The organism is Micromonospora fulviviridis, from assembly GCF_014648395.1.
Classification (GTDB): domain Bacteria; phylum Actinomycetota; class Actinomycetes; order Mycobacteriales; family Micromonosporaceae; genus Micromonospora; species Micromonospora fulviviridis.
On record NZ_BMRA01000004.1, the window covers coordinates 322,588 to 337,712 of the forward strand.

Genomic DNA, 15,125 nt, shown 5'->3' on the forward strand with positions numbered 1-15,125 from the left:
TGGTCCCACAGCGGGACGGCCGCGCAGCCGCCACGGATGTGGCCTGCCACACTGCTCGGCATGCGCGTGCTGCTCTGCCCGGACAAGTTCGCCGGCACGCTGCCGGCCCAGGAGGTCGCCGTCGCGGTGGCCGAGGGCTGGCGGTCGGTCGCTCCCGCCGACGAACTGCTGATCCGGCCGCTGGCCGACGGCGGCCCCGGGTTCGTCGCCGTGCTCGCCGAGGCGCTCGGCGGCCGGCTGCTGCCGGTGCCCACCGTCGACCCGCTCGGCCGGCCCGCCGCCGGTGAGATCCTGCTCACCGACGACGGCGTGGCGTACCTGGAGAGCGCCCAGGCGTGCGGACTGCACCTGCTCTCCGCCGCCGAGCGGGACCCGAAGGCGACCACCTCCTACGGGCTGGGCCTGCTGGTCGCCGCCGCGGTCGAGGCGGGAGCGCGGACCGTGGTCATCGGGCTGGGCGGCTCGGCCACCAACGACGGCGGCGCCGGGATGCTCATCCCGCTCGGGGTCACCCCGCTGGACGAGGCCGGCCGGGCCCTGCCGTACGGCGGGGCGGCCCTCGCCGCGGTGACCGCGCTGGACGGCGCGCTCCGGCTGCGCGGCGCGGCGCTGGTCGCCGCGACCGACGTCGACAACCCGCTGCTCGGGCTGCACGGCGCCAGCAACGTGTACGGCCCGCAGAAGGGCGCCACCCGCGCGGACGTGCTGCTGCTCGACGCCGCGCTGGAGCGCTGGGCGGCCGTGCTGGAGAGGGACCTGCCGGGCTCTCCGTCCGGACTCGGCGCGCTGCCCGGCGGCGGTGCGGCCGGCGGCCTCGGCGCGGCGGTGCTGGCGCTCGGCGGCCGGTGCGAGTCCGGCATCGGCCTCGTCACCCGGGCCATCGGCCTGGACGCCGCGCTGGACGCCGCCGACCTGGTGATCACCGGCGAGGGCTCCTTCGACCACCAGTCGCTGCGCGGCAAGGTGGTCGCCGGTGTGGCCGGTGCCGCCCGGGACCGCGGAGTGCCCTGCGTGGTGCTGGCCGGCCGGGTGAGCACCGGGCGGCGGGAGGCCGCCGCGGCCGGCGTCACCGAGGCGCACAGCCTGGTCGAGCACTTCGGCGGCGAGGAGCGCGGGGGAGTGGAGGCGGCGATGAGCCGCCCGGCCGAGGGCCTGCGCGCGCTCGGCGCCCGGCTCGCCGGCCAGTGGAGCCGCTGAGCCCACCCCGGACGCCCTCCGCGCGCCGTGACCGGTGTCGCCCACCCGACGGTCCCGCCCGCAACGCGGCCCGGACCCGGCGCGTGTGCCGAAGGACACCGGACGAGGAGGTCGACATGACCAGGAGCACGGCTGACCGGACCAGGGACCCGGCGACCCGGCGGCGGACCGGCCGCCGGCTGGCCGCGCTGGCGGCGGGCGCGGCCGCCCTCGCGCTCACGGCCTGCTCTCCGGCACGGGACGGCGCCTCCGCCACCGCCCCGACCGCAACGGCCGCCCCGACCGCATCGGCGACCTCGCCGGCACCCCGGTCCCCGTCGGCCGCGCCGACCCCGCCGGCCACGCCGCGGCCGACACACAGCACGACGCGCCCGGCCTCCGGGACCCCGGACTGCCGGACCGCCGACCTCTCGCTGGCGCCCGCCGGCTCGTCCGGCCACGCCGGCAGCGGGACCGCCTACCTCGCGCTGACGAACCGGTCCGGCCGGCACTGCGCGCTGGCCGGCTTCCCCGAGGTCCGGCTGGTCGACGGCACGGGCCGGGCCCTCCCGGTGCGGGTCCGGCACCACCTCGCCGCGCACCGCGTGGTGCTGGCGCCCGGCGGCGCGGCCGGGACCGCGGTCACCCTGAGCCACGTACCCCGTGCCGACGACGAGGGGGCGCCGTGCGAGCCGCCGGCCGCCGCGCTCCGGCTCACCCCGCCGGGTGGCACCGGCTACCTGGCCGCCGAGGGCGCCTGGCGCGCCTGCGGCGGTACGGTCGAGGTGGATTCGTTCACCGCCGGGCGCCCGCCGGCCGCCTGACGGTCCCGGCGCCGACCGGGGCGAGTCCGTCATCACGCCGCCGGGTGACCTCGGTGGGAGCGGCGTACGATCGGATCTGGACCACACCGGGAATCACTGGCGGACGTGCGGCGTTTGCCAGTGCGTCCGGACCCCATACCGCGCAGGGAGACTTCCACGTGACCACGCCAGCGCAGACCGAGTCGACCGAGGCCAAGGCCCCCAGCACCGTCGTCCTCACCGACGTCGCGGCGCAGAAGGTCAAGGCCCTGATCGAGCAGGAGGGCCGTGACGACCTGCGGCTCCGGGTCGCCGTGCAGCCGGGCGGCTGCTCCGGCCTGCGGTACCAGCTGTTCTTCGACGAGCGGTCGCTCGACGGTGACGTCGTCACCGACTTCGGCGGTGTCGAGGTCGTCGTCGACCGGATGAGCGCCCCCTACCTGGCCGGCGCCACCATCGACTTCGCCGACCGGATCGACGCCCAGGGCTTCACCATCGACAACCCGAACGCCGGCAACTCCTGCGCCTGCGGCGACTCGTTCAGCTGAGTCGGCCGGGCCCACGTCGCCTGCCTCGAACGGCGGGACCATCCCTCACGGGCTGGTCCCGCCGTTTGTCGTATCCGCACCCGGCCTGGACGGGAACGTCCGGCGGGTGTCCGGACCGTGACGCCCGGACGGGCGGGGGATGGCCGGTTGCCGACCGACCCCGCCCGTACGGGTGGGGCGACCGGTAGGCTGACCGGCGCCGTGCTCCCGACCACGAGGGTTGACATGAAGATCGCCGTGACCGGCTCGATCGCGACCGACCACCTGATGAGCTTCCCCGGCCGGTTCGCCGACCAGCTCCTCGCCGACCAGCTGGACAAGGTCTCGCTCTCCTTCCTCGTCGACGAGCTGGTGCTCCGGCGCGGCGGCACCGCCGCGAACATCGCCTTCGGCATGGCCCAGCTCGGGCTCCGCCCGGTGCTGCTCGGCGCGGTCGGTGCGGACTTCGCCGACTACCGGTCCTGGCTGGAGCGGCACGGCGTCGACTGCGACTCGGTGCACGTCAGCGAGATCGCGCACACGGCCCGCTTCGTCTGCACCACCGACACCGACATGTGCCAGATCGCCTCGTTCTACGCGGGCGCGATGAGCGAGGCCCGCAACATCGAGCTGGCCCCGGTGGCGCAGCGGCTCGGCGGCCTCGACCTGGTGCTGGTCAGCGCCAACGACCCGGCTGCGATGATCCGGCACTCCGAGGAGTGCCGCGAGCGCGGGTACGCCTTCGTGGCCGATCCGTCGCAGCAGCTCGCCCGGATGGACGGCGCGGACGTGCTCGGCCTGGTCGACGGCGCCGACTACCTGATGACCAACGAGTACGAGAAGTCGCTGCTCCAGAGCAAGGCCGGGCTGACCGACGCCCAGCTGCTGGACCGGGTCAAGGTCCGGGTCACCACGCTGGGCAAGCAGGGCGTGGAGATCGCCGGCCGGGACGTCGGGACCATCCACGTGCCGATCGCCCGGGAGATCCAGGCCGTCGACCCGACCGGCGTGGGCGACGGCTTCCGGGCCGGCTTCTTCGCCGCGCTCAACTGGGGTGTCAGCCTGGAGCGCGCCGCGCAGGTCGGCTGCCTGCTCGCCACCCTGGTCCTGGAGAACTTCGGCGGCCAGGAGTACGAGGTCCGCCGCGACCTGTTCGTCAAGCGGCTCGCCGAGTCGTACGGCGACGTGGCCGCCGAGGACATCCGGCCGCACCTGCAGTGACCGGCCCCGGCCCGGGGTGCCGCTGATCGACCCCCCGCCTGGGAGTCGACACCGACCCGCCGCCGCTGACCCCGGTCAGTGGCGGCGGCGTACGTCGTAGCCCGGTCCCTCCGGGTGGGCGCCCACGAACTCCTGGCCGCGCATCCGGCACCAGGCCGGGATGTCCACGGCCGCGGCGGGGTCGTCGGCGAGCACCCGGACCACCGCGCCGACCGGCAGCTCCGGCAGCCGCCGGGCGAGATTGATCACGGGCAGCGGGCAGCGCTGGCCCCGGCAGTCGAGCACCTCGTCCGGCCCGCTCACCGGGCTCCCTCCGGCGCTCACAGGCCGGTCACCCCCGCCTCGGCTCGTAGACCGGCGACGATCCCGGGCAGTTCGGCGAGGAACCGGTCGACGTCCGCCTCGGTGGTCTCCCGGTGCAGCGACACCCGGACGTTTCCGTGCGACAGCACCCCCATCGCCTCCAGCACGTGTGACGGCCGCAACGTCGAGGAGGTGCACGACGAGCCGGAGGAGACCGCGAAGCCCCGCCGGTCCAGCGCGTGCAGCAGCGCCTCGCCGTCCACGTACAGGCAGGAGAAGGTGACCAGGTGGGGGAGGCGGTCCACCGGGTCGCCGACGACCTCCACGTCCGGCACCTCGGCGGCCACCCGGGCCCGGATCCGGTCCACCAGGGGCGCCAGCCGGGCCGCCTCGGCCGCCGCGTCGGCCGCCGCCGCGCGCAGGCTCGCCGCCGCGGCCACCACCGCCGGCAGGTTCACCACCCCCGGGGTACGCCCCGACTCCCGCTCGTCCGCCGGGAACGGCGACTCCCACCGGGTGCCCTTGCGCACCACCAGCACCCCGACGCCGGGCGGCCCGCCCCACTTGTGCGCGCTGGCGCTCAGCACCGACCAGCCGGCCGGCAGCGGCGCCCGGCCGGCCAGCTGCGCCGCGTCGACGTACAGCGGCACCCCCGCCTCGGCGCAGAGCTCCGCAGCCGCGGGCACCGGCTGCACCGTGGCCACCTCGTGACTCGCCCCGATCAGCGCGGCCAGGGCCACCCCGGGCGCGGCCACCGCCGCCGCCCAGGCGTCCAGGTCCACCCGGCCGAGCCGGTCCACGGGTACGCACACCGCGTCGCCCCCGCCGGCCACGTGCCGTTCCGCGGCGTGCAGCACCGCCGAGTGCTCGATGGCGGAGTGCACCAGCGCCGCCCCGGCCCGGCGCCGCCCGGACAGGCCGCCGAGCACGGCGGCGTGCGCGGCCGCCGTACCGCTGGGGGTGAAGGAGAGTTCGTCGGCGCGGACGCCGAGGGTCTGGGCGGCGGCCTCGCGGGCGGCGTCGAGGAGCTGGCGGGCCCGGCGGGCCTGGCCGTACAGCTTGGCCGGGTCGGCCCAGCCGTCGTCCAGCGCGGCAAGTAGCGCCTGCCGCGCGACCGGGTGCAGCGGGGCGGCGGTGGCCGCGTCCAGGTAGACCGGGTTTGCGCTCATGCCACCGCCTCGCTCCGCTCCGCGGCGGCGCGAGGCGCCGCGCTGCTGAGTCTGATGGTTCGCTCGCTCCGCTCGCTCACGAACGTTGACGCTAGCGCGCCGGTACGCCCAAGATCCCCCCGATGGGGGCGGACAGTGACCCCAAGACGGTCAGGCCCGTCATGGTCGAGTAATCTGCGACCGTCGGTGACGCCTTTGCCGTCGGTGTCGAGCGAAACAATCACCGCGGCGCGCTAGGGAGGCAGGACCAGGTGGTCGCAAGGAGTTCGGAGGTACGGCCGTCGGCCGTACGGCACAGCGCTTCCTCGGGGGCCGGTGGGCGCCGGCGGCGTGGTGCTGGTCGACTCGCCGGGCTCGGTCTCGGTGGAGCCGCGCTGCTGGTTCTGCTCACCGGCTGCGACGTCGGCAAGACGTTCGGCGGGTTCGGGTGGCCGCAGGGCGGCATCACCCCCGAGTCGCACCGGATGTACGACCTCTGGATCGCGTCCTGCATCGCGGCCCTCGCGGTCGGCGTGTTCGTCTGGGGCCTGATCTTCTGGTGCGTGATCCGCTACCGGAAGCGCGGCAACGAGCTGCCGGTGCAGACCCGCTACAACCTGCCGATGGAGTTCCTCTACACCATCGCGCCGATCCTCGTGGTCTCCGTGCTCTTCTACTACACCGCGGTGGTGCAGACCGACGTGGTGAAGGAGTCGAAGAACCCCGACGTCACCGTCGAGGTCGTCGCCTTCAAGTGGAACTGGCAGTTCAACTACCGCGACGGCCAGGGCCGCGACGCCAACACCGTCGCCTCGGTGCTGGGCACCAGCGAGGTCATCCCGGTGCTGGTCCTGCCGAGCGGCAAGTCGATCCGGTTCGAGGAGCAGAGCCGCGACGTCATCCACTCCTTCTGGGTGCCGGAGCTGCTGTTCAAGCGCGACGTCATGCCGGGCAGCATCCGCAACACCTTCGAGGTCTCCAGCATCGACCAGGAGGGCGCGTTCGTCGGCCGCTGCGCCGAGCTGTGCGGCAGCTACCACGCCTTCATGAACTTCGAGCTGCGGGTCGTCTCGCCCGAGAAGTACGAGCAGTTCCTGGCCGCCAAGAAGGACGGCAAGTCGACCCAGGACGCGCTCTCGGCGATCGGCGAGAACCCGTACGCCACCGAGACGGTGCCGTTCAAGACGCGGCGCAACACTGCCAACTTCAACCCGTCGGACGCGACGGCCGGCGCGGGAAGCTGAGGAATCCGGCATGAAGACCGAGTGGAAGATCTTCCTCACCATCGCGACGTTCCTCCTCGGCGTGGCCATCCTCTACGGCGCCTGGACGTACGGCGAGGGCGGCCGGGTCGAGTGGATCGGCACCGTGGCGCTGCTGCTGTCCTTCCTGCTGTGCGCCATGTGCGGCGGCTTCTTCTGGTTCGTCTCGCGCCGCATCGACCTGCGCCCCGAGGACCGGCCGGACGGCGAGATCGCCGACGGCGCGGGCGAGGTCGGCTTCTTCAGCCCGGGCAGCTACTGGCCGTTCGGCCTGGCCCTCGCCGCCGCGATCGCCGGTCTCGGCCTGGTCTTCTGGCAGTTCTGGCTGATCGGCCTGGGCCTCGTGACGGTCGTCTTCGCGGCCTGCGGCCTGCTCTTCGAGTACTACTCCGGCACCCGCCGCACCGCCGAGCACTGACCCGAAGCATCAGCGGAAGGCCCGCAGCCCCTCCGGGGCGGCGGGCCTTCCGCTGTTCTGCCCCCTGGGGGAGTCGCCGCCGCCGACCGCCGTCGATCATGAGGTTGGCACTGCAATCCGCCGGTTTCGTCCCAGCCAACGTCATGATCGCCGGGCTGGTTTTGCGGATCTTGGACAGCTGTCGTTCGTTATGAACGGTAAGTGTCCAAGATCGGCGGGCGCGACGCTGGTGCGATGGCTTGGTGCGGTGAGTGGGCAGCGCTCCCGGGCAGGCGACCCGATGACGTCCGCGGGAGGCGGCGACAGCGCGCTGTGAGGCGGCCGACCGGCGGGGGTCAAGTGGCGGCCGGGGTCCAGGCGGCGGGTTGCCGGGATCGGTGCGTGGGGCAGCCCTTGGCGGGCGACTGGCGAGTGCCTCGGGCGGTGGGGTCGCCGGTCTCGGTCTGTGGGCTCCGTGGGCGGGGGACCGGCGGGTATCCAGCGCGGTGATCCGCGGGCTTGGGCTGCGGAGAGCCCTGGCTGGCCGACCGGCGGTTGCCCAGCGCGGTGGGTTGCGGGCTCGGGCTGCGGAGAGCCCTGGGCGACCGCCCCGGTCGGTGTCCAGCGTGGTGGGTTGCCGGGATCGGATGCGGCGCTGTCAAAGCCCCAACGCGGGGCGCTGTGGCGGCCGTGGTGTCGAGGGGTCAGGCGGCGCGGCGGTGGGGCGGCGTGGTGCTGCGGCGGCCGTTCAGGCGTGGCGCGCGGAAGGCGAACGTGGCGATGAGCACAGCCGCGCCGCAGCCGGTGCAGACCAGCTCGGGGCAGTCGGCGTCGTGCCCGTCGACGCAGGGGGGCGCCTCGAACAGCACGACGCCCTCGCAGTCGTCGCAGTAGAGCTCGCGGTCCGACACGGGCGTCTCCTCTCGCTCCGGTGCCCGCCGACGGGCGTTGGCGTCATCGGCGGAAAACGGAAAATTACTCCCGTGTAGTTTGGCACGCGGGTCCGACAAAACCGGACGGCACCCGGGCTCAGAGCGTGCCGGCCACCTCGAGCCAGCGCTCCAGGGCGGCGGCGGCCGCGCCCGAGTCGATCGACTCGGTCGCCCGGACCAGGCCGGCGCGCAGCGCCTCGTGCAGGTCGCCGTCGAGCGGGCCCTGGGTGGCCAGTGCGACCGCCGCGTTCACCAGCACCGCGTCGCGGACCGGGCCGGTGTCGCCGGCCAGCAGCCGCCGGACGACCCCCGCGTTGTACGCCGCGTCACCGCCCCGCAGATCGGCCAGGGTGGCCCGGGGTACCCCGAGTTCCGTCGCGTCCAGCAGCGCCTCCCTGACGGTGCCCTGCTGGGCCACCCAGACGCGGGTCGGCGCGCCCGTGCTGAACTCGTCCAGCCCGTCCTCGCCGCGTACCACGATGACGGAGTCGCCCCGGGCGGCGAAGACGGCCGCCATCACCGGGGCCATCCGCGGGTCGAAGCAGCCCACCGCGCCGGCCCGCGGGCGGGCCGGGTTGGTCAGCGGGCCGAGGAAGTTGAACGCGGTGGGCACGCCGATCTCGCGGCGGACCGGCCCGGTGTGCCGCATGCCGGGGTGGAACCGGGCGGCGAAGCAGAAGCCGATGCCGGCCTCGGTCACGCAGCGGGCCACCTGCTCCGGCTCCAGGTCCAGTGGGACGCCCAGGTGTTCGAGCACGTCGGCGGTGCCGCAGGAGGAGGAGGCGGCCCGGTTGCCGTGCTTGACCACACGGACGCCGGCCCCCGCGACCACCAGCGCGGCCATGGTGGAGATGTTCACCGTGTGGGCGAGGTCGCCGCCGGTGCCCACCACGTCGAGCGCGCCGGCCCGTACCTCCTCGGGCAGCGTCACCGGGACGGCCCGGGTCAGCATCGCCTCGACCAGGCCGCCCAGCTCGCCCGGCGTCTCGCCCTTGGTGCGCAGGGCCACGGCGAAGCCGGCGATCTGGGCCGGGGTGGCCGAGCCGGCCATGATCTCGCCCATCGCCCAGGCGGTGTCGGCGGTGGAGAGCTCCTCGCCGCGCAGCAGCGCGTTGAGCAGAAGCGGCCAGGTCCGTTCGCCCATGGCGGGCCTCCCGAGCGGAGTGTGAGCGGGTGTGGCGGCCGTCATCCGGTCCGTGGCGCCGCCGGGCGGCGTGGCGGCCGGATCATGGCCGGCGGCCGTCATTCGTCCGTGGGCGTCTGACGGCGCGCAGGCCGAATTATGGCCGAAGTCGGCGCCACGGCCGCGTCGCCGTGGCGCCGGGACGACGATTCCAGGTCGCGGCGCGTGCGCCGAGCCCGAGTCGTCGCAGGGTGGCTCAGGCCGCGGCGTGCGTGCGCCGCAGCAGCTCGGCGACGGTGGTGCCGGCGGTCACCGGGTCGAGCGGGTGGGTCAGGGTGGCGTCGACCTCGGCGTACGCGGCCAGCCAACGGTCGGCGGCGCGGGCCAGCACCACGCAGGTCGGCGGGGCGTCGTCCCGGTCGTCCTTGATCTGGCGGGCGATGCCGAGGCCGCCGCCGGGGCTCGCCTCACCGTCGAGCAGGAGCAGGTCGATCTCGTAGTCGTCGACCAGCCGGACGCAGGCGGCGTAGTCGGCGGCCTCGACGAACTCGATCTCGAGCCCGGGCGCGGGCCGGGTGCCGACGGCGAGTCGCATCCGGTCACGGACCTTCGGGTCGTCGCTGTAGAGCAGGACGGTGCAAAGACGATCGCTCATCGTGACGTGGCTCCCACCTCGTAGCTGCCCGCTGATCGTAGCGGGCGTCACATCCGGCCGGTCGCCCCGCCCTGGCGTACCCAGGGAGGGGCTAGGCGCTGGCCTCCGCGGCGCGCTGGCGGGCCTCCTGGCGGTCGAGCTCGCGGTCCAGCCGGCGGGCCTCGCGCTCGGACTGCTTGATCCACTGCACGACCAGCACGGCCAGCATGGTGACGCTGACGAACTCGCCGCCGGCCCAGAGCACGCCGCCGGCGACCACCTGGTCGTTCCACGGGTCGGACCAGCTCAGGTGCAGCGACGGGTACCAGTCGCCGCCGAGCAGCGTGGTGCTCTGCATGATGGTGAGCCCGAGCACGGTGTGGAACGGCACGGAGAGCACCATGAGCAGCGCCCGGGCCGGGTACGGCCAGCGCCCGGGCAGCGGGTCCAGGCCGAGCAGCGGCCAGAAGAACACGCAGCCGGTCATGATGAAGTGCGCGTGGACCAGCTCGTGCGCCCACTCGTGCCGGAGGGTGATCTCGTACAGGCCGGTGAAGTAGAGGGCGAACGGGTTCACCACGAAGATGGCGAACGCCACCAGGGGGAAGCTGTAGACCCGGGCGATCCGGCTGTGCACGATCGCCAGCAGCCGCTTGCGTGGGCGTACCGGCAGGGTGCGCAGGGCGAGCGTCACCGGCGCGCCGAGCGCCAGGAAGATCGGCGCGACCATGGACAGCACCATGTGCTGGACCATGTGCACCGACAGCAGGGTGGTGTCGTAGGCGCCCAGCCCGCTGACCGTGACCGCGGCGATGCCGCCCAGGCCCGGGAAGAGGAAGCAGACGGTACGGACCACCGGCCAGCGGTCGCCGCGCAGCCGTAGTCGGTACACCCCGTAGAGGTAGAGACCGGCGGCGAGCACCAGGCCGAGGGCGAGCCAACTGTCCAGCCGGGTCTCGGTCAGGACCCGGGCCACGGTGAACGGCGGCGGGACCGCCTCGCCCCCCGCCGCGAGTGTCGCCGGGGCCACCGAGGTGGGGGCGAAGATCGGATCGACGTGCAGCACGCTTTTCAGGGTAGGTCAGGCGAAGCGGACGACCCCTATCGGGCCACTGATGGCGCAGGTTTGGCCCCCCGCTGATCGTCGGTCCCGGTCAAGGGCAATAATGACCGCGTGACTGCGGCCCCAGCCATTGACAAGAGCCGGATCCACTCCCTGACCCGACCCAACATGGTCAGCGTCGGGACGATCGTGTGGCTCTCCAGCGAACTCATGTTCTTCGCGGCGCTGTTCGCGATGTACTTCTCGATCCGCGCGGCGGCGCCGGAGCAGTGGGAGAAGCACACCGAGATCCTCAACATCCCCTATGCGACCACCTTCACGGTGATCCTGGTGCTGTCCTCGGTGACCTGCCAGCTCGGTGTCTTCGCGGCCGAGAAGGGCGACGTCCACGCCCTCCGTCGGTGGTTCACGATCACCTTCGTGATGGGCCTCATCTTCGTCCTCGGCCAGGCGAACGAGTACCGGAACCTGGTGCACGAGGGCGTCAAGATCAACGAAGACGGTTACGGGTCGATGTTCTACCTGACGACCGGCTTCCACGGCCTGCACGTGACCGGCGGTCTGGTCGCGTTCGTCATCTTCATGATCCGCACCACCATGGGCCGGTTCACCCCGGCGCAGGCGACCTCGGCGATCGTCGTGTCCTACTACTGGCACTTCGTCGACGTCGTGTGGATCGGGCTCTACGCCATGATCTACTGGCTCCAGTGATCTTGGCGCGTCACGTACCGCGCCGCTGCTCCGTCCCCTGAGACAAGGTCCAACCGGTTAAGGACACAGGTCATGACTTCTGACAACGACCGCCGACGCGGTCTGCTCGCGCGCCTGCGCGGGCGGCCCGTAGCGCGCAGCAGGGGCCGCCGCCGGCTGGGTGCCGCGGTCCGGCTGGCCGCCGCGCTGATGCTGGCCGGCGGCGCCTACACCGTCTTCGCCCCCGGCGTGCAGGCGCAGGACAACCCGCCCCTGAGCGCCGCCGCCAACGAGGGCAAGGCGCTGTTCGACGTGAGCTGTGTGACCTGTCACGGTCGCAACGCCCAGGGCGTCGAGGGACGCGGTCCGAGCCTGATCGGCGTCGGGTCGGCCTCGGTCGAGTTCCAGGTCAGCAGCGGGCGGATGCCGATGGCCCGGCAGGAAGCCCAGGCCATGCGCAAGCCCCCGCAGTTCACCGACGAGCAGGTGCGCCAGCTCGGCCAGTACATCCAGGAGCTCGGCGGCGGCCCGCAGGTGCCGCAGGGCGACCTGCGCGAGGGCGCCAACCTCTCCACCGGTGGCGAGCTGTTCCGGATCAACTGCTCGCAGTGCCACGCCTTCGGCGCCGGCGGCGGTGCCCTCTCCTCGGGCAAGTACGCGCCGAGCCTGAAGCCGGCCAGCGACCGGCAGATCTACGCCGCCATGCTGAGCGGCCCGCAGAACATGCCGGTGTTCGGCGACAACCAGATCTCTCCGCAGGAGAAGGCGGACATCATCGCCTACATCCAGGAGACCCTGAAGCACGACCAGGACCAGGGCGGTTTCAACCTGGGCCGGTACGGCCCGTCGACCGAGGGTCTCGCGATCTTCCTGGTCGGCATCGTCGCGCTGGTCTTCGCGAGCCTGTGGATTGCGGGCAAGTCGTGACCGAGCGGATCATTCGTTTCAGTGCTGTGGCGCCGACCCCCGGCGTCACCCGTAGCGAGGTGACGGCATGAGCACCCACACCGAGCACCAGGCCCCGCAGGGCCGGGAGCCGCTCGACGTGAACGACCCCCGGCTCTCCCGGTTCGACATCGTCCAGGAGGGCGCGCGGCGGGACGACATCGAGATCGTCCACTACGAGCCGCAGGTGGTCCCGGGCAGCAAGGCGGAGCGCCGGCTGACCCGCACGGTCGCCACGATGTTCCTGCTGACCGGCGTCGCGGCCACCGCCTTCCTGGCCATCTACATCTGGTGGCCGTGGAACTGGGAGGCCGGCCGCGGCGGCGACAAGTACTACACCCCGCTGCTCGGCGTGACCCTCGGCATCGCGCTCCTCGGCATCGGCTTCGGCATCCTCACCTGGGGCAAGAAGCTGCTGCCGAAGGAGGTCTCGATCCAGGACCGGCACGACCAGCCGGGCTCCCCGGCGGACCGCCGGATCACCGGCGAGACCATGCTCTACATGGCCGACGAGCTCGGGGTGAAGCGCCGGCCGCTGCTCGGCATCTCGCTGCTCGCCGGCCTGGCGCCGGTCGGCGCGGTCGTCGCGGCCCCGCTGGTCGGTGGCCTGATCTCGAACCCGCACAAGAACAACCAGATGTTCACCACCGGCTTCAAGCCGGCCGAGGACGGCAAGCGGATCCGGCTGGTCCGCGAGGACGGCCGGCCGATCCGCCCGGCGGACGTCAGCGTCGGCGGCCAGCTCACCGTGTTCCCGGGTATCGACGGCGGCGTCAGCAACAAGCACGCCGACTCGCCGACCCTGCTGATCCACCTGCGCGAGGACGACGCGCAGAAGTCGCGCGCCGCCAACGAGCGCAAGGGCCACGGCGACTACATGTGGGGCAACTACGTCGCGTTCTCCAAGATCTGCACGCACGCCGGTTGCCCGGCCAGCCTCTACGAGCAGCAGACCAACCGGCTGCTCTGCCCCTGCCACCAGTCGCAGTTCCTCATCACCGACAACGCCATGCCGGTCTTCGGCCCGGCGAACCGGCCGCTGCCCCAGCTGCCGATCGAGGTGGACGAGGAGGGCTTCTTCGTGGCGAGGTCCGACTACACCGAAACCATCGGTCCCGACTTCTGGGAGCGGCCATGAAGCGCCGAAAGTTTGATGCGGCCGCGCTGCCGGCCAAGACCGCCGGGGCGGTGGACGACCGCTTCCAGGTGGCGACCCCGCTGCGCAAGCTGCTGAACAAGGTCTTCCCCGACCACTGGTCCTTCCTGCTGGGCGAGATCGCGCTCTTCTCGTTCATCGTCCTGCTGCTGACCGGCGTCTTCCTGACCTTCTTCTACGAGCCGGCGATGACCGAGGTGGTCTACGACGGCAGCTACGCCCCGCTGCGGGGCACCCCGATGTCGGCCGCCTACGCCTCCAGCCTGGACCTGTCGTTCGACGTCCGGGGCGGTCTGATCATGCGGCAGATGCACCACTGGGCGGCGCTGCTGTTCATGGCCGCCATCGTGGTGCACATGCTCCGGGTGTTCTTCACCGGCGCGTTCCGCAAGCCGCGTGAGACCAACTGGATCATCGGCTCGCTGCTGTTCTGGGTCGGCTTCCTGGCCGGCTTCACCGGCTACTCGCTGCCGGACGACGGCCTCTCCGGCACCGGTCTGCGGATCGCCTCCGGCATCATCCTGTCGATCCCGGTGATCGGCTCCTGGGTCAGCTCGTCGATCTTCGGCGGGGAGTTCCCGGGCACCATCATCATCAGCCGGTTCTTCATCGCCCACGTGCTGCTCATCCCGGGTCTGCTGGTGGCGCTGATCAGCGCCCACCTGGGCCTGGTCTTCAAGCAGAAGCACACCCAGTGGCCCGGCCCCGGCCGGACCAACGAGAACGTGGTCGGCGAGCGGATGTTCCCGCGCTACGCGCTCAAGCAGGGCGGCTTCTTCATGGTCGTCTTCGGCGTGATCGCGCTGATGGGTGGCCTGTTCCAGATCAACCCGATCTGGTACTTCGGCCCGTACGAGGCGTGGGTGGTCTCGGCCGCCAGCCAGCCCGACTGGTACGTCATGTTCCTCGACGGCTCGACCCGACTCATGCCGGCCTGGGAGATCAGCATCCCGATCGGCGACGGGTACGTCATCCCGCCGCTGTTCTGGCCGACGGTCGTGCTCCCCGGCATCCTGGTGGGCCTGTCGACGATGTACCCGTTCCTGGAGGCGCGCCGCCTCAAGGACTACAAGCACCACAACCTGCTCCAGCGGCCCCGGGACGTGCCGGCCCGGACCGCGGTGGGCGCCATGGCGGTCTCCTTCTACATCGTGCTGACCCTCTCCGGCGGCAACGACGTGATCGCCGACAAGTTCCACATCAGCCTGAACGCGATGACCTGGGCCGGCCGGATCGGCCTGCTGGTCGTCCCGCCGCTGGCCTACTACTTCACCTACCGGATCTGCCTGGGTCTCCAGCAGCACGACCGGGAGGTGCTGGCCCACGGCGTGGAGACCGGCATCATCAAGCGGCTGCCCGACGGCCGGTTCGTCGAGGTCCACCAGCCGCTCACCCCGGTCGACGGGCACGACGGCCACGCTCCGGCGCTGGACTACGTCGGCTGGGTGGTGCCCAAGAAGATGAACCGGCTCGGCGCCCTCGGCCCGGCCATCCGGGGCTTCTTCTACCCGATCGAGAAGCCGGCCGAGGCGCCGGTCTCGCCGGGGCACCCGCCGGTCGAGCCCCGACCGGAGCGGGAGGAGATCGGCAGCGGCGAGAGCCGCCGCTGACCCCGCCCAGGCACGACTGACCGTGGCGCCCGCCGGATCACCGGCGGGCGCCACGGCCGTTTCCGGCCCGGCCGTCCCGTTCCGCCCACCGGACGCCCGTCGGCCCCGCTCCGGTGTCCCGCCACCCCCTGACAC

General features: G+C 72.7%; 16 protein-coding genes. 10 read left to right on the forward strand and 6 right to left on the reverse strand.

Features of this window, described 5'->3' with window-relative positions; all coding sequences use genetic code 11:
• Nucleotides 1-36: 36 nt before the first annotated feature.
• From IEY96_RS12910 to IEY96_RS12925, 4 genes are all read left to right on the forward strand, one after another.
• Nucleotides 37-1,197 (forward strand): glycerate kinase family protein, encoded by a 1,161-nt coding sequence (locus tag IEY96_RS12910; RefSeq protein WP_189195054.1) that lies wholly within the window; start codon nt 37-39, stop codon nt 1,195-1,197.
• Nucleotides 1,198-1,313: 116 nt separating this feature from the next.
• Complete coding sequence (locus tag IEY96_RS12915; protein WP_189195055.1) at nt 1,314-2,000, forward strand: DUF4232 domain-containing protein; 687 nt, start codon at nt 1,314-1,316, stop codon at nt 1,998-2,000.
• A gap of 158 nt (nt 2,001-2,158) precedes the next feature.
• Entirely contained in the window at nt 2,159-2,527 is a 369-nt protein-coding gene (gene erpA, locus IEY96_RS12920; RefSeq protein WP_091320045.1) for an iron-sulfur cluster insertion protein ErpA, read from the forward strand.
• Nucleotides 2,528-2,752: 225 nt separating this feature from the next.
• A complete protein-coding gene (locus IEY96_RS12925; protein WP_189195056.1) occupies nt 2,753-3,727 on the forward strand; it encodes a carbohydrate kinase family protein in 975 nt (324 codons plus the stop codon).
• A gap of 75 nt (nt 3,728-3,802) precedes the next feature.
• Here IEY96_RS12925 and IEY96_RS12930 read toward each other — a convergent pair whose 3' ends face one another.
• Together IEY96_RS12930 and IEY96_RS12935 are read right to left on the reverse strand one after the other, a co-directional pair.
• Nucleotides 3,803-4,030: a sulfurtransferase TusA family protein gene (locus IEY96_RS12930; protein ID WP_189195057.1), complete on the reverse strand. Its 228-nt coding sequence runs from the start codon at nt 4,028-4,030 to the stop codon at nt 3,803-3,805.
• Nucleotides 4,031-4,047: 17 nt separating this feature from the next.
• The gene (locus IEY96_RS12935; RefSeq protein ID WP_189195058.1) at nt 4,048-5,199 is read right to left on the reverse strand and encodes a cysteine desulfurase family protein; all 1,152 of its coding nucleotides are present in this window, start codon (nt 5,197-5,199) and stop codon (nt 4,048-4,050) included.
• Nucleotides 5,200-5,450: 251 nt separating this feature from the next.
• Here IEY96_RS12935 and ctaC point away from each other — a divergent pair, with 251 nt between their 5' ends.
• Together ctaC and IEY96_RS12945 are read left to right on the forward strand one after the other, a co-directional pair.
• The gene (gene ctaC, locus IEY96_RS12940; RefSeq protein ID WP_189195059.1) at nt 5,451-6,422 is read left to right on the forward strand and encodes an aa3-type cytochrome oxidase subunit II; all 972 of its coding nucleotides are present in this window, start codon (nt 5,451-5,453) and stop codon (nt 6,420-6,422) included.
• A gap of 10 nt (nt 6,423-6,432) precedes the next feature.
• Nucleotides 6,433-6,858, forward strand: coding sequence for a cytochrome c oxidase subunit 4 (locus IEY96_RS12945; protein WP_189195060.1), 426 nt, complete (start codon nt 6,433-6,435; stop codon nt 6,856-6,858).
• Between the two features lie 683 nt (nt 6,859-7,541).
• Here IEY96_RS12945 and IEY96_RS12950 read toward each other — a convergent pair.
• From IEY96_RS12950 to IEY96_RS12965, 4 genes are all read right to left on the reverse strand, one after another.
• On the reverse strand, nt 7,542-7,748 hold the full coding sequence (locus tag IEY96_RS12950; RefSeq protein WP_189195061.1) for a hypothetical protein: 207 nt from the start codon (nt 7,746-7,748) through the stop codon (nt 7,542-7,544).
• 118 nt (nt 7,749-7,866) lie between these two features.
• The gene (gene trpD, locus IEY96_RS12955) at nt 7,867-8,913 is read right to left on the reverse strand and encodes an anthranilate phosphoribosyltransferase (protein ID WP_189195062.1); all 1,047 of its coding nucleotides are present in this window, start codon (nt 8,911-8,913) and stop codon (nt 7,867-7,869) included.
• A gap of 235 nt (nt 8,914-9,148) precedes the next feature.
• On the reverse strand, nt 9,149-9,547 hold the full coding sequence (locus IEY96_RS12960; protein ID WP_189195063.1) for a response regulator: 399 nt from the start codon (nt 9,545-9,547) through the stop codon (nt 9,149-9,151).
• 91 nt (nt 9,548-9,638) lie between these two features.
• Nucleotides 9,639-10,592, reverse strand: coding sequence for a cytochrome c oxidase assembly protein (locus tag IEY96_RS12965; RefSeq protein ID WP_189195064.1), 954 nt, complete (start codon nt 10,590-10,592; stop codon nt 9,639-9,641).
• 108 nt (nt 10,593-10,700) lie between these two features.
• Here IEY96_RS12965 and ctaE point away from each other — a divergent pair, with 108 nt between their 5' ends.
• The 4 genes from ctaE (at nt 10,701) to qcrB (ending at nt 14,990) form a co-directional block, all read left to right on the forward strand.
• Complete coding sequence (gene ctaE / locus IEY96_RS12970) at nt 10,701-11,300, forward strand: aa3-type cytochrome oxidase subunit III (protein ID WP_091320077.1); 600 nt, start codon at nt 10,701-10,703, stop codon at nt 11,298-11,300.
• 72 nt (nt 11,301-11,372) lie between these two features.
• On the forward strand, nt 11,373-12,206 hold the full coding sequence (qcrC, locus tag IEY96_RS12975) for a cytochrome bc1 complex diheme cytochrome c subunit (protein WP_189195065.1): 834 nt from the start codon (nt 11,373-11,375) through the stop codon (nt 12,204-12,206).
• Between the two features lie 67 nt (nt 12,207-12,273).
• Nucleotides 12,274-13,362 (forward strand): cytochrome bc1 complex Rieske iron-sulfur subunit, encoded by a 1,089-nt coding sequence (qcrA, locus tag IEY96_RS12980; protein WP_189195066.1) that lies wholly within the window; start codon nt 12,274-12,276, stop codon nt 13,360-13,362.
• Nucleotides 13,359-14,990 (forward strand): cytochrome bc1 complex cytochrome b subunit, encoded by a 1,632-nt coding sequence (qcrB, locus tag IEY96_RS12985; RefSeq protein ID WP_189195067.1) that lies wholly within the window; start codon nt 13,359-13,361, stop codon nt 14,988-14,990. Before qcrA ends, qcrB begins: the two co-directional genes overlap by 4 nt.
• Nucleotides 14,991-15,125 lie beyond the last annotated feature (135 nt).

Bases quoted from the DNA above. Each gene is read 5' to 3' on its own strand.
- IEY96_RS12910 (WP_189195054.1), top strand. From the start codon at position 37: ATGTGGCCTGCCACACTGCTCGGCATGCGCGTGCTGCTCTGCCCGGAC.
- IEY96_RS12915 (WP_189195055.1), top strand. From the start codon at position 1,314: ATGACCAGGAGCACGGCTGACCGGACCAGGGACCCGGCGACCCGGCGG.
- IEY96_RS12925 (WP_189195056.1), top strand. From the start codon at position 2,753: ATGAAGATCGCCGTGACCGGCTCGATCGCGACCGACCACCTGATGAGC.
- IEY96_RS12935 (WP_189195058.1), bottom strand. From the start codon at position 5,199: ATGAGCGCAAACCCGGTCTACCTGGACGCGGCCACCGCCGCCCCGCTG.
- IEY96_RS12945 (WP_189195060.1), top strand. From the start codon at position 6,433: ATGAAGACCGAGTGGAAGATCTTCCTCACCATCGCGACGTTCCTCCTC.
- trpD (WP_189195062.1), bottom strand. From the start codon at position 8,913: ATGGGCGAACGGACCTGGCCGCTTCTGCTCAACGCGCTGCTGCGCGGC.
- IEY96_RS12960 (WP_189195063.1), bottom strand. From the start codon at position 9,547: ATGAGCGATCGTCTTTGCACCGTCCTGCTCTACAGCGACGACCCGAAG.
- qcrC (WP_189195065.1), top strand. From the start codon at position 11,373: ATGACTTCTGACAACGACCGCCGACGCGGTCTGCTCGCGCGCCTGCGC.
- qcrA (WP_189195066.1), top strand. From the start codon at position 12,274: ATGAGCACCCACACCGAGCACCAGGCCCCGCAGGGCCGGGAGCCGCTC.
- qcrB (WP_189195067.1), top strand. From the start codon at position 13,359: ATGAAGCGCCGAAAGTTTGATGCGGCCGCGCTGCCGGCCAAGACCGCC.